Raw genomic sequence first — 12,371 nt, 5'->3', positions numbered from 1 at the left:
ACTGGGGTCATTCAGCTTTCAAGCAATTCCAGCGAAAGTGGAAACCGGTTTCGCGTCCGGAATTGCGTCAACAAAAGTCTTACTTCGCAGCGCCGGCAGCGAACTTCATGTTGCGCGCGCTGATGCGGCGGACATTGCGCTGTTCGCCGATGATGGCGATCGTCGCGATCAGTCCTACGGGAACGATAACGGAAAGGATCATGTGAACTGCAAACATTTCGTCACCTCATGTCTTGTGCGCCGAATGGGAGGTTCCAGCGCCATTGGTGACGGTTTTATTGCACTGCAACTGAAACCAGCTTGAACGGCCCGTTCATCTGGCGTTCAGAATTGTTCAGGAACGCTTTTGGAAAATTGACAAAAGAAAAGCCGGATAGGGCAGGGAACCCATCCGGCTTCATCTTTAAGGCTGGAGGCCTTCTTAAATCAGAACACGGGTCGATTATACCCGTTTTGCGCATCGTCAGAATTCACATCTTCGTGACGCATTGCAACAATACTTGCGGCCACGGAGGCCGTGAACATGGCGGCGATCAATCCGGCGAGGGCAGACATGATGAGCATTTCAGTTCTCCTTCAGGTTCCGTATCCGGTTTATCGTACGGTTCGCCGGGTTGACGCAGTTACAACGGTGACAAGTCGCTCTTTCAATTCTGTCCCGAAATGGCTTTCGAGAAGTAGTTCAAGTCCAAGAGCGGCAAGTGCTGCGCCTATCATCAACACGGCAAGCATTTCCAAATCCTCAACGCCGGAACTTCAATTTGGTTCCATCCGCCTTTCATCGTCCGGCATGGTTGACAGATTATGAGAAGCGCCCTGAAGCGTTCTTGAATGGCGCATTCACAGGGCGTTCAGCTTCACGGATGCGCTGTCTTGGGCCATTTTGCTTGCAGCCGAAGAGCATCCGTGACAAAAGGCGGCGAACATTCTTGGGACCACAATGACCGTCGCTTTCTATCCAGGTTCATTCGATCCGATGACCAACGGTCATCTCGATGTGCTTCTGCAATCCCTGAACCTGTGCGAACGGGTCATTGTCGGGATCGGTATCCATCCCGGCAAGGCGCCGCTCTTCACCTTCGAGGAACGGTCGGAACTGATCCGCAGTTCCGTCGTCTCGGTGCTGCCCGATGCCGAGGGCCGGATCACGGTCGTTTCCTTTGCCAATCTTGCCGTCGACGCTGCCCGTCAGGCGGGTGCTTCTGTCCTGATCCGCGGGCTGCGTGACGGGACCGACCTCGACTACGAAATGCAGATGGCCGGCATGAACAGCCAGATGGCACCCGATATCCAGACGGTCTTCGTGCCCGCGGGCGCCACCTCGCGGCCCATTACCGCCACATTGGTCAGGCAGATCGCCCTCATGGGCGGCGATGTCAGCGCCTTCGTTCCTGCCGCCGTCCTCAAAGCGCTCACCGCCAAGACGGCGCGCACCTGATCTTCATTTTACGGAGCTTCCATGAAACTGTCTCACATCCTCGCTGCCGGCCTTGTTTCGATTGCCGCCTTCTCGGCTTCCGTTGCGCGCGCCGCCGACGAATTCCTGACCATTCAGTTGAAGGACGGCCCGGTCGTCATCAAGCTCGCCAACGACGTAGCACCCAATAGCGTCAAGCGCCTGGAAGAGCTGGCCAAGAAGGGCGAGTATGATGGCGTCGTGTTCCACCGCGTCATCGAAGGCTTCATGGCACAGACCGGCGATGTGCAGTACGGCAACTCGGCCAAGAGCTTCCAGCCGAAGATGGCCGGCATGGGCGGTTCCAGCCTGCCGAACCTGAAGGCTGAATTCTCCAAGGTTCCCTTCGAGCGCGGCACGGTCGGCATGGCCCGCGCACAGGATCCGGATTCCGCCAATTCGCAGTTCTTCATCATGTTCGCCCCCGGCTCCTTCCTCAACGGCCAGTACACGGTCGTCGGCAAGGTCGTTTCGGGCATGGAATTCGTCGACAAGATCAAGCGCGGCGAAGGCAGCAATGGCGAAGTTTCGAACCCCGACAAGATGATCAAGGTATCGGTCGGCAAGCCTTGAGGGCTGCGACTGATCCAAACCGTTAGACTGAAGGAGAGACCCAATGGCCGAGATCAAGGATCCGGAAAACACAATCGTCATGGAAACGACCAAGGGTAAGGTCGTCATCCAGCTTCTGCCGGATCTGGCCCCCGGCCATGTCGCGCGCATCAAGGAACTGGCCCGCGAAGGCGCCTACGATGGCGTCGTCTTCCACCGCGTCATCGAAGACTTCATGGCCCAGACGGGCGACGTGAAGTTCGGCAAGACCGGCGGCAAGGACTTTAACCCGGCACGCGCCGGCATGGGCGGCTCTGAAAAGCCGGACCTGAAGGCCGAATTCTCCAACATGAGCCATATCCGCGGCACCTGCTCCATGGCCCGTTCGCAGAACCCGAACTCCGCCAACTCGCAGTTCTTCATCTGCTTCACCGACGCGCCCTGGCTGAACCGCCAGTATTCCGTCTGGGGCCAGGTCATCGAAGGCATGGACAATATCGACAAGATCGAACGCGGCGAGCCCGTTCGCAATCCCGATACCATCACCTCGTTCAAGGTCGCTGCCGACCTCTGATCGCCTCGCGCGACATCAAATTGGCGCCCCGGCCTTTGCTGCCGGGGCGTTTTCATGTTTAGAGCAGTTCCGAGCCGAAAGTGGGAACCGGTTTCACGCCCGGAGCTGCGTTAGAACAAAGACAAGGGCGTCTGCAAAATGCCCCAGAGTACCGACAAGATCATGCGTGTAGACCTGTTCGACTTCGACCTGCCTGAGGAAAATATCGCGCTGCGGCCGGCAAGCCCGCGCGACAGCGCCCGCATGCTGGTTGTCAATGCCCATTCCGATCCGGTTCTTTCGGATCACGGCGTGCTCGACCTTCCGACATTCCTGCAGCCGGGCGATGCGCTGGTGTTCAACGACACCAAGGTCATCCCGGCGCAACTCGAAGGCTTCCGGACGCGCGAAGGCGGTGAGGGCGCGAGCATCTCGGTCACGCTGCATATGCGCGTCGATGCGGCGCGCTGGAAGGCCTTCGCCCGTCCCGCCAAGCGGCTGAAACCCGGCGACCGCATCCAGTTCGGCCACAACGGCGAAACCTGCATGCTGGGCACGCTCGACGCCACGGTCGAGGCGCGCGACGAGGCGGAAGTGACGCTTTTCTTCGATCTCTCCGGCCCGGCTCTGGACGAGGCGATCTTTTCCGCCGGCCATATCCCGCTGCCGCCCTATATTGCGGCGAAGCGTGCCGAGGACGAGAAGGACAAGGCCGACTACCAGACGATCTATGCCCGTGAGAACGGCGCGGTGGCGGCTCCAACGGCCGGCCTGCATTTCACACCGCGCCTTTTCGAGGCGCTGGACAAGCGCGGCATCGAGCGGCATTTCGTGACGCTGCATGTGGGGGCCGGCACCTTCCTGCCGGTCAAGGCAGACGATACGGCCGACCACAAGATGCATCATGAGCGCGGCTATGTGAGCACCGAGACGGCTGCCGCACTCAACGCCGTCCGGGCGCGGGGCGGGCGGATCGTCTCCGTTGGTACGACCTCGCTGCGCCTTCTCGAAAGTGCCGCCCGCGAGGATGGCGTGATCGAACCCTGGTCCGGTGCCACCGACATTTTCATCACGCCCGGCTATCGCTTCCGCGCCGTCGATGTGCTGATGACCAATTTCCACCTGCCGAAATCGACGCTCTTCATGCTCGTCTCCGCCTTTGCCGGCTTCGAGACCATGCATGCGGCTTACGAACACGCGATCGAAAACGGCTTCCGCTTCTATTCCTACGGGGATTCGAGCCTGCTTTTCAGGAATGACCGATGAGCCAAGCTTTCCAATTCCAGCTGAAGAACACCGACGGCAAGGCGCGCCTTGGCCAGATCTCCATGCCGCGCGGCGAAATCCGCACGCCGGCCTTCATGCCGGTCGGTACGGTCGGCACGGTCAAGGCCATGTATCTCGACCAGGTGCGTGATCTGGGCGCCGATATCATTCTCGGCAATACCTATCACCTGATGCTGCGCCCCGGCGCGGAGCGGGTCGCCCGCCTTGGCGGTCTGCACAATCTCATCCGCTGGGAAAAGCCGATCCTGACCGACAGCGGCGGCTTTCAGGTCATGTCGCTCTCCGGCCTTCGCAAGCTCGACGAGCAGGGCGTGACCTTCAAGAGCCATGTCGATGGCTCGCTGCACCACATGTCGCCGGAACGCTCCGTTGAAATCCAGGGCCTGCTCGACAGCGATATCCAGATGCAGCTCGATGAATGCGTGGCGCTGCCGGCCGAGCGCAAGGAAATCGAACGCGCCATGGAAATGTCGGTGCGCTGGGCGGAGCGCTGCAAGGTCGCCTTTGGTGATCAGCCCGGCAAGGCCATGTTCGGCATCGTGCAGGGCGGCGATCAGCCGGATCTGCGCGTCCGCTCGGCCGAAGCGCTGAAGGCGCTCGACCTCAAGGGCTATGCCATCGGCGGTCTGGCCGTCGGCGAGCCGCAGGCGGTCATGCTGGAAATGCTTGAGACCACTCTGCCGGTCCTGCCGAGCGAGAAGCCGCGTTACCTCATGGGCGTTGGCACGCCAGAAGACATCCTGAAATCCGTCGCCGTCGGCGTCGACATGTTCGACTGCGTCATGCCGACCCGCTCCGGTCGCCACGGCCTTGCCTTCACGCGCCGCGGCAAGGTCAACATCCGCAACGCCCGCCACGCCGAGGATCTCCGCCCGCTGGACGAGGCCTCGTCCTGCCCGGCCTCGCGCGACTATTCCCGCGCCTATCTTCATCATCTCGTCCGCGCCAACGAGGCGCTGGGCGGCATGCTGCTTTCCTGGCACAATCTCGCCTATTATCAGGAACTGATGCAGGGCATCCGCGCCGCCATTGCCGAAAACCGCTTTGCGGATTTCTATGCGGAAACGATGGAGAACTGGGCGAGGGGCGATATCGAGCCTGTGTGAGACGACCCATCATTTGGCCAATCGCAAAAAAACGCCCTTGAAAGGCGTATTTTTCTGTTGCTCAGGCTGCATTTGGTCTCTGGCGATTGCGGATGCGCGAGAGCGGTCAGAACGAGACCTTGATCCCGCCGCGAGCCACCAGCGAATAGGACTTGTCGCTGAAGGCCGCTGCCTCAACGCTGCCGAATAGGTCGAACTGCTGCGTGACCTTGTAGTTCAATCCAACGCTGAGGGATCCGCCAGCCTTTGCACGAGCCGCACCGCTGCCGACCGTAAAGCTCGTTCCGGCCAGATTGGCCGCAAATCCGTCCGGGCCGACGCGCTGGGCTGCGATCGCCGCCGCCTGAACGTAATAGCTTGATGTCAGGCCGCGATCGTCCTTCACACTGTGGGTCAGGCGCAATTCGAGGTGCTCCTCAAAGGATTGCGAAACGCTTCTGCCATTGCTGACATTCTGGCTCGAACCCGTCTCGGTATAGGGATCGCTGAAGGCGCCGACATAACGAAGGCGTCCCGTGGGTGTGAAGACCCAGCCATCGGCAAAGTTCATGTTGTAGCCGAGAGCCACTTCCGGTGACAGGAAGTAGCCATTCACCTTGCCGGTCGCCACTTCCGCGCCGTTGTTGATGTAACGCTGTGTCGTCGCGTTGATCGATCCGCCGGACAGCGTTGCGTCCAGATTGAACTTGTCGAAGCGGTAACGACCATAGAGCCCGCCGAAGACGGTGTCTGTCGTGACGTGATCGGCCGAAAGCGACCGGTTGGTGCGCATGCGCCCAGCCCCGAAGAAGCCTCCGACCCGCCAGGTCGTGTCGTTCCAGTCGTAGCCGACCATCGTGCCGCCCGAATAGGTTCGCTGCCCGCTCATGCTGCCGAAGGGATCCTGGAAATAGGCGCCGCCAAAGCTTCGGGACCAGACCAGATTGCCGTATCGATCAACCGTCTGGCCGGAGCCAATCAGCAGCGCACCGGTCGCATTGGCGGCAGCCGAGCTCGTCAGCACATTGGCAAATGCCGCCTGCGCCTTGTTGGTCCTCAGCTTCATGCGGTCCGGATAAAATCCGGCCTTGGCAGAGGATTGCGACTGTTCGTTGACAGAATCGCGCGGGAATACGTCGCCGATCCCGATGTCTTGAACGATGACGTCGTTGCTCAGCAGGTCGCTGATCACTGAAGACGTATAGCTGGCAACGATCGGTCCGGCGCTGTTCGCCGACAGGGGCGCGCTATTGTCCACGACGACGATGTCGCCGTTACCATTGACGAGACCCGAGGTTATCAGCGTCTGGGCGGTACCGCGCAAATTGATCGTGTTTGTATTCACCTGGTAGTTCTTCACGCCGAGCGTATAGCTGCCGGTGTAGAAGTTGGTCGTGTTGCCGGTCTTGTTGTTGTAATCGATGCCGTTGGTGAAAACCGATCCGTCATAGATATTGAACGTGTTCCCGCCCGCTCCGATGATGACGGCGGAGGTCAGGCCCGAGATGGTGCCGTAGTTGTTGAGCGTGGCATGGCCGCTCTCGAAATTGATGCCGTAACCGGCATAGGTCTGCCCGGCGCTCCACGCGGCCGTGCTGCTGATCGTTCCACGGTTGGTCACCGTTGCCGAGCTCGTGACCTGGCTGAGGATGCCGGATTTTCCGGAAATGGTGCCGTCGTTGACAATCGTCACAGACGAAGCAGTATTTGTGGCGTGAATGCCGAAAAAGGCGGAGCCGGAAATGCTTCCGCTACTCTTGTTCGTGATGGTAGCGCTGGAACCCGTAATGAAAATCCCGGTGTTGCCGCCGGTGATCGTATTGAAGTTCGCCACGTTCAGCCCGCCGGAGGCCGCAATGGCACTCCAGCCCGCGGCACCGATGATCGAACCGTTGTTGGTCAGATCCAGCGCAGCGCTGGAGTTGATCGTATGCGCACCCGCGCCGCTCAGAGTCCCGTTGTTTGTGCAGGTGCCGCTTGTAAAGCAGGCGGCAAGCGCCGCATCATTGTGTCCGACGGCAACCAGCACACCCAGCGCCACGGATTGCAAAAGAAAATGTCTGTTCATTCAAAGTCCCGCCCTCTGCCGAAGGCGTCTGGAGTCCTCCGGCCGATTTGATCGAAATGGAAACGCCGATGCGGCATCCGAAATGGATGAGGCATCGAGAACGAGCCGGAAACACCCCCGCATATTCCGCCGCGTTCGCTAAGCTACAGCCCTAGGTTAAGGCTTCAACCTTTTTCCAGGCTTATCCAATCCGTATTGTATATTGAATACATTATATTTTCCCCGGCGAGGATGCGCTGCTTGCCCGTCGGCGGTTCCCAGTTTAACCAACTGGTAACCATAATGTAAAAGATCGCTCTGCTGTTGCCGCTTTGCCTGGGTATTCCGCCCTTTTCCTGTCATGATTAAGGAACAGTTAGATTAAAAAGCGGCATAAGCGGCGGCGCGGGGAAGTTAGCGTCATCGTCCAACCCGCGAACGTTTTTGTACTGTGTAGCGTTGCAAGGGGACAATTCAGTATGGTGGATCGCCGCGTCAAAACGGGACTGCGTCTGCTTACGCTTTCTTTGGCTTTGGGTTCTCTTGCCGCCTGCGGCACGACCACCGCCACGAAGACCTCTTCCAAGCGCAGCAAGGAATACTTCGCAGAGTCGAAATATGGCGTGAAGGCCAGCCCGCGTGTCGTCTTCCACGGTCCCGTTCCCAAGGGCGGCGGCCGCGACATGGTCGGCAAGCCCTATGTCGTGAAGGGCCAGGTCTACTATCCCAAGGAAGATCGCAGCTATGACCGCGTCGGCTTTGCCTCGTGGTACGGTTCAGCCTTCCATGGTCGCTACACGGCAAATGGCGAAATCTACGATACCAGCGCGCTGACGGCGGCGCATCCGACATTCCCTCTGCCGAGCTATGCCCGCGTCACCAATACGACCAACGGCGCTTCCATCATCGTTCGCGTCAACGATCGCGGTCCCTATGAGCGCGGCCGCATCATCGACCTGTCGAGCAAGACCGCCGAGATGCTCGACATGAAGGGCCACGGCACCGCCAAGGTCCGGGTCCAGTATGTTGGTCGCGCCCGCATGGATGGACAGGACCAGGCCTTCCTGATGGCATCCTATGTGCCGAAGGGCAGCCGCATTCCGAGCCAGATTGCACCCGGCGTGATGGTCGCCTCCAATGACACGCGTCTGCCGGCAAGCGCATTGCCGGTTCGCATGCCGGCGCCTGTGGCCGCGGCTGCGCCGATGGTCGCGCCGACGCCGAAGCGTGCGCCGACACTTGCGCTGAGTGAGCCTGTCAACGAACCGATCCCGTTCCAGGTTCAGTCGCCTGCCTTCGTGATCCTTCCCGAAGTCGGCCCGGTGCCGCGGATCCGTCCCGGTTCCATGCAGCTGGCTTCCAGTCACGAGCGCAGCCTTGCATCGGGATATGCCGAAACTGAAGATCGCTCTGGCGCAAACGCGCCTTTCCGGGCATTGGTCGCAGAAACATACGAGTTGAACGCGGACAAGATTCGCGCATCCTATGTGAGCGATAACGGCGGCTGAGGCAGCATTCTTTATGGTCTGCCCTCGTGCGTGAATGAGACAGGGCTGAGACCATGAAAACCTGGGGAAGGGCTGCTTTTATCCTGACGGCAATCGTTGGGCTTTGGCTGTCGGCTTTCGCGCAGGGCATCGCCGGCGAACCGATTGCCACCAAGGCCAAGCAGGTCTTCATGATCGAGGCCGAAACCGGCACGATCCTTCTCAACAAGAAAGCCGACGAACTGGTTCAGTCCGCATCGCTGATGAAGCTGATGACGGCCGAGTATGTCTTTCACCTCCTGAAAACCGGCGCGCTGAAGATCGATACGGAATTTCCGGTGTCGGAACATGCGTGGCGCACGGGCGGTGCCTTGTCGCGCACGTCGACGATGTTTGCCGCGCTCAAGTCGCGCATCCGTGTCGAGGACCTTTTGAAAGGCGCCATCGTCCAGCAGGCGAATGATGCCTGCATCATTCTTGCGGAAGGTATCTCCGGCAGCGATGCCGCCTTCACCGAAAAGCTCAATGCACGCGCGAAGGAAATCGGCCTCAAGAAATCGACCTTCGCCAACTCGTCGGGCCTGCCGGATGACGGCAACCGGATGACGATGCGCGAGCTGGTCATGCTGTCGCGCGACCTGCATGACACCTATCCTGAATATTTCCCGTATTTCGCCATTCGCGATTTCGAATGGAACAAGATCAGGCAACGCAATCGCTATCCGCTTTTTGCGAGCGTCGAGGGCAGCGACGGCTTTGCGACGGGCTATTCCGAGGACGCAGGATACGGGATTGTCGCCACCGTCGAGCGCAACGGCGTGCGGCTTTATCTTGCCATGAGTGGCCTTGGCAGCCCGAAGGAGCGCGAAGACGAGGCGCGCAACATCCTGGAATGGGGCCTGAGTGCCTTCGAGAAGCGGCAGATCTTTGCCGCCGGCGAAGTCATCGGCGATGTGCCCGTCTACGGGGGGACTGATTCGCGCGTTAAGGTCGCCGCGAAGACCCCGGTTTCCATCTTTCAGGACAAGAGACTGCCCGATCGGGTGACCGCACGCATCGCCTATGACTGGCCTTTCAAGGCTCCGGTGGAAAAAGGCGCGAAGGTCGGCGCGCTAAGGCTGTACAACGGCGAGGAAGTGCTGCAGGAAGTGCCCGTTTACGCGCAGAACGATGTAGGCGGCGGTTCGCTGACAAGCCGCGCTCTTGACGCGGTGTGGGAGCTGCTGTTCTTCTGGCTCTAAGGATTGATAGCGGGCGATACGTCCGATCGGGAAAAGGCTTTGGCGGCAAACAACGGATTGTTCGTGACCTTTGAAGGCGGCGAGGGCGCCGGCAAGTCGACTCAGATTCGACTGCTGGCGGAGCGTCTGCGTGCCTCGGGATACGATGTGATCATGACCCGCGAGCCCGGCGGCTCTACAGGCGCCGAAGCCGTCCGCCACGTCATCCTATCCGGGGCAGCGGAAGAATTCGGTGTGCGAATGGAGGCGATCCTGTTCGCCGCCGCCCGCAACGACCATGTCGAAGAGCTGATCAAGCCTGCGCTTGCCGCCGGTTCGGTGGTGCTGTGCGACCGCTTCATGGATTCCTCGCGCGTCTACCAGGGCGTCACCGGCAACCTACCGCATGATTTCGTCGCCAATCTGGAGCGCGTTGCCATCAACGGTACGATCCCGGACTGCACGATCATCTTCGATCTTCCGGCGGAAGTCGGCCTTGCCCGCGCCCGCAAGCGTCTCGACGCGATCGATAGCGAGGCCTCGCCCGACCGCTTCGAAAAGGAAGAGCTGGAAACGCACAAGACGCGGCGCGAGGCCTTTCTCGACATTGCCGCAGCCGAACCTTTCCGGTGTCGCGTCGTTGACGCTTCCGGGGAGGTGGACGCCATTGCCGATGCGGTCTTCCGGATCGTCGAGCCCATGCTGCCGATCAGAAGCCGCCCTGTCAACAACCGGGCGAGTGCCGCCCGATGAGCGGCCCGGAAGACGCCATCCTGGATGGCGCGCGTCCTCCGGCCGAGACCCTGTCGTTATTCGGCCATGACGCAGCGCTTGCCTTCCTCGGCCGCGCCTACAAGTCCGGCAAGAGCCACCACGCCATCCTGATCGAAGGTCCGGAAGGGATCGGCAAGGCAACGCTGGCGTTCCGCTTTGCCAATCATGTTCTGGCCCATGCCGACCCGCAATCGGCGCCCGAAAGCGTCTCGGTGCCCGATCCCGCGTCCACGCATTTCCGGCAGGTCGCCTCCGGCGCGTCGCACAATCTCATTCACCTGACGCGGCCGTTCGACGAGAAGGCGGGCCGTTTCAAGAGCGCGATCACCATCGACGAAGTCCGGCGGGCAGGGCGCTTCTTTGCCCAGACCTCCGGCTCGGACAATTGGCGCATCGTGATCGTCGACACAGCCGACGACCTCAACCGCAATGCGGCCAACGCGATCCTGAAGATGCTGGAGGAACCGCCGAAGCGGGCGATGTTCCTCGTGCTCTCGCATGCACCCGGAAAGCTCCTGCCCACGATCCGTTCGCGCTGCCTGCCGCTGCCGCTTCGCCCACTGTCCGACCATGATCTGGAAAGCGCGCTGAAGGCCCTGGGCTTCGAAATAAATACGCAAAGCCGCGATGCACTCTTTGCGCAAGCCGGCGGCAGCGTCTCGGAAGCACTCAAGCTGGTCAACTATGGTGGCTTGGAAATTCTGAACGCCTTTCAGAACGTCCTCTCGCAGGCGCCCGGCGGTCAGCAACGGCAGGATCTGATCAAGCTGGCCGATGCCCTGTCGGCCAAAGGCGGCGAGACTATCTTTGCCTTCTTCACCGACAACCTGATCCGCCGGATCGAGGGGGGCGCCCGGACGGCTGCGATGAATGGCGATCTCGCAGGTGCTGCGCGCCTGTCGGAACTGTCATCCGCGCTCAAGGAACGGATCGACACCTCCGTCGCCTACAATCTGGACCGAAAGCAGATCGTCATGAACGCGATCGAGTCTTATCTCTTCGGCTAGAACAGCATCTTGAGGCCGGCGGCCGCGAGAACCGCGGCGAGTGCCGGTCGCAGATAGCGTTCGGGCATTCGGGGAGCAATCAGGCTGCCTCCGATCACGCCCGGTATCGAGCCCAGAAGCAGGGCTGACAGCATCAGCGGTTTCACCTCGCCAAGATACCAGTAGCCGGCACCGGCGATCAGTGTCAGCGGCACGGCATGCACGATATCCGAGCCGACAAGATCGCTGAGCTTGAGGAACGGATAGAGCAGCAGCAGGATGGTCACGCCCATGGCGCCCGCACCTACGGACGATGCCGTGACCATGACGCCCAGCGCAAATCCGAGCACCGTCGTGGCAATAGCGCGCTGCAAATCCGTGAGTGGCGCGCGCTTGCGCTGGATGTTGAGCGACAGCCTGACGATCAGCGGTCGGAACGCCAGCACCACGGCGACGACGACAAGCACGATCCCGAGGATCAGCGTCAGCATCGTGGATTGCGCGCCGTGGTCGACACCCGAGATGAAATAGAGTGTCAGAATGGCAGCCGGGACGCTCCCGAGGCCGAGCGCGCGGACGATCTTCCAGTCGATCGTTCCCTTCCAGCCGTGGATGCCGGTACCGACAATTTTGGTTGCCGCAGCAAAGAGAAGATCCGTTCCGACCGCCGAGGCCGGATGCACGCCAAAGACCAGAACCAGGATCGGTGTCATCAGCGAGCCGCCGCCGACGCCCGTCAGGCCGATCAGGAAACCGACCACAAGGCCGGACAGCGTATAGAGAAGATCGAAACTGTCTGTCGGGCCCAGCGGATCACCCTCCGGAGAGATCGCCGGCGGGGAACCGGCATGGGGATTTTCTCGGCACTGGATAGCGTTGGCGGGCAAGCCGTGTCAACGGATGGCGCTCACGAGAAAAACGGTG

13 protein-coding genes are annotated in these 12,371 nt (G+C 60.6%); 9 read left to right on the top strand and 4 right to left on the bottom strand.

All coding sequences use genetic code 11. The features are described 5' to 3' along the window. Window positions 1-79: 79 nt before the first annotated feature. Entirely contained in the window at window positions 80-217 is a 138-nt protein-coding gene (locus LQK84_RS00470) for a hypothetical protein (protein ID WP_162718473.1), read from the bottom strand. 209 nt (window positions 218-426) lie between these two features. Further along, entirely contained in the window at window positions 427-564 is a 138-nt protein-coding gene (locus LQK84_RS00465; RefSeq protein ID WP_230826647.1) for a hypothetical protein, read from the bottom strand. A gap of 376 nt (window positions 565-940) precedes the next feature. Here LQK84_RS00465 and coaD point away from each other — a divergent pair, with 376 nt between their 5' ends. From coaD to tgt, 5 genes are all read left to right on the top strand, one after another. Continuing rightward, a complete protein-coding gene (gene coaD / locus LQK84_RS00460; RefSeq protein WP_230826646.1) occupies window positions 941-1,438 on the top strand; it encodes a pantetheine-phosphate adenylyltransferase in 498 nt (165 codons plus the stop codon). Between the two features lie 21 nt (window positions 1,439-1,459). After that, entirely contained in the window at window positions 1,460-2,029 is a 570-nt protein-coding gene (locus LQK84_RS00455; RefSeq protein ID WP_230826645.1) for a peptidylprolyl isomerase, read from the top strand. A gap of 43 nt (window positions 2,030-2,072) precedes the next feature. Beyond that, on the top strand, window positions 2,073-2,582 hold the full coding sequence (locus LQK84_RS00450) for a peptidylprolyl isomerase (protein WP_230826644.1): 510 nt from the start codon (window positions 2,073-2,075) through the stop codon (window positions 2,580-2,582). Between the two features lie 162 nt (window positions 2,583-2,744). Continuing rightward, on the top strand, window positions 2,745-3,827 hold the full coding sequence (gene queA / locus LQK84_RS00445; RefSeq protein ID WP_230827258.1) for a tRNA preQ1(34) S-adenosylmethionine ribosyltransferase-isomerase QueA: 1,083 nt from the start codon (window positions 2,745-2,747) through the stop codon (window positions 3,825-3,827). Continuing rightward, complete coding sequence (gene tgt, locus LQK84_RS00440; protein ID WP_230826643.1) at window positions 3,824-4,954, top strand: tRNA guanosine(34) transglycosylase Tgt; 1,131 nt, start codon at window positions 3,824-3,826, stop codon at window positions 4,952-4,954. Before queA ends, tgt begins: the two co-directional genes overlap by 4 nt. 106 nt (window positions 4,955-5,060) lie before the next feature. Here tgt and LQK84_RS00435 read toward each other — a convergent pair whose 3' ends face one another. Beyond that, window positions 5,061-7,001 carry an autotransporter family protein gene (locus LQK84_RS00435; protein ID WP_230826642.1) on the bottom strand — a complete coding sequence of 647 codons (1,941 nt, stop codon included), beginning with the start codon at window positions 6,999-7,001 and terminating at the stop codon, window positions 5,061-5,063. 458 nt (window positions 7,002-7,459) lie between these two features. On the opposite strand from LQK84_RS00435, the gene LQK84_RS00430 reads away from it, so the two are divergent. The 4 genes from LQK84_RS00430 to LQK84_RS00415 are packed head-to-tail and all read left to right on the top strand — an operon-like array spanning window position 7,460 to window position 11,468. Further along, window positions 7,460-8,488 (top strand): septal ring lytic transglycosylase RlpA family protein, encoded by a 1,029-nt coding sequence (locus tag LQK84_RS00430; protein ID WP_230826641.1) that lies wholly within the window; start codon window positions 7,460-7,462, stop codon window positions 8,486-8,488. A 53-nt stretch (window positions 8,489-8,541) separates the two neighbouring features. Next, complete coding sequence (locus LQK84_RS00425; protein ID WP_230826640.1) at window positions 8,542-9,708, top strand: D-alanyl-D-alanine carboxypeptidase family protein; 1,167 nt, start codon at window positions 8,542-8,544, stop codon at window positions 9,706-9,708. A gap of 39 nt (window positions 9,709-9,747) precedes the next feature. Then, window positions 9,748-10,440, top strand: a complete 693-nt coding sequence (tmk, locus tag LQK84_RS00420) for a dTMP kinase (RefSeq protein ID WP_230826639.1) — start codon at window positions 9,748-9,750, stop codon at window positions 10,438-10,440. Beyond that, a complete protein-coding gene (locus LQK84_RS00415; RefSeq protein ID WP_230826638.1) occupies window positions 10,437-11,468 on the top strand; it encodes a DNA polymerase III subunit delta' in 1,032 nt (343 codons plus the stop codon). Before tmk ends, LQK84_RS00415 begins: the two co-directional genes overlap by 4 nt. On the opposite strand, the gene LQK84_RS00410 is transcribed toward LQK84_RS00415, so the two are convergent. After that, window positions 11,465-12,256 (bottom strand): sulfite exporter TauE/SafE family protein, encoded by a 792-nt coding sequence (locus LQK84_RS00410; RefSeq protein WP_230827257.1) that lies wholly within the window; start codon window positions 12,254-12,256, stop codon window positions 11,465-11,467. The genes LQK84_RS00415 and LQK84_RS00410 overlap by 4 nt on opposite strands. Between the last annotated feature and the right edge of the window lie 115 nt (window positions 12,257-12,371).

Source organism: Rhizobium sp. C4 (assembly GCF_021026315.1).
Lineage (GTDB): Bacteria > Pseudomonadota > Alphaproteobacteria > Rhizobiales > Rhizobiaceae > Ensifer_A.
Note: the sequence above shows the minus strand (reverse complement) of the source record. Positions and strands in the feature narration are given on the sequence as shown.

Bases quoted from the DNA above. Each gene is read 5' to 3' on its own strand.
- LQK84_RS00455 (WP_230826645.1), top strand. From the start codon at position 1,460: ATGAAACTGTCTCACATCCTCGCTGCCGGCCTTGTTTCGATTGCCGCC.
- LQK84_RS00435 (WP_230826642.1), bottom strand. From the start codon at position 7,001: ATGAACAGACATTTTCTTTTGCAATCCGTGGCGCTGGGTGTGCTGGTT.
- LQK84_RS00415 (WP_230826638.1), top strand. From the start codon at position 10,437: ATGAGCGGCCCGGAAGACGCCATCCTGGATGGCGCGCGTCCTCCGGCC.
- LQK84_RS00430 (WP_230826641.1), top strand. From the start codon at position 7,460: ATGGTGGATCGCCGCGTCAAAACGGGACTGCGTCTGCTTACGCTTTCT.
- tgt (WP_230826643.1), top strand. From the start codon at position 3,824: ATGAGCCAAGCTTTCCAATTCCAGCTGAAGAACACCGACGGCAAGGCG.
- LQK84_RS00425 (WP_230826640.1), top strand. From the start codon at position 8,542: ATGAAAACCTGGGGAAGGGCTGCTTTTATCCTGACGGCAATCGTTGGG.
- LQK84_RS00470 (WP_162718473.1), bottom strand. From the start codon at position 217: ATGTTTGCAGTTCACATGATCCTTTCCGTTATCGTTCCCGTAGGACTG.
- queA (WP_230827258.1), top strand. From the start codon at position 2,745: ATGCGTGTAGACCTGTTCGACTTCGACCTGCCTGAGGAAAATATCGCG.
- LQK84_RS00465 (WP_230826647.1), bottom strand. From the start codon at position 564: ATGCTCATCATGTCTGCCCTCGCCGGATTGATCGCCGCCATGTTCACG.
- coaD (WP_230826646.1), top strand. From the start codon at position 941: ATGACCGTCGCTTTCTATCCAGGTTCATTCGATCCGATGACCAACGGT.
- LQK84_RS00450 (WP_230826644.1), top strand. From the start codon at position 2,073: ATGGCCGAGATCAAGGATCCGGAAAACACAATCGTCATGGAAACGACC.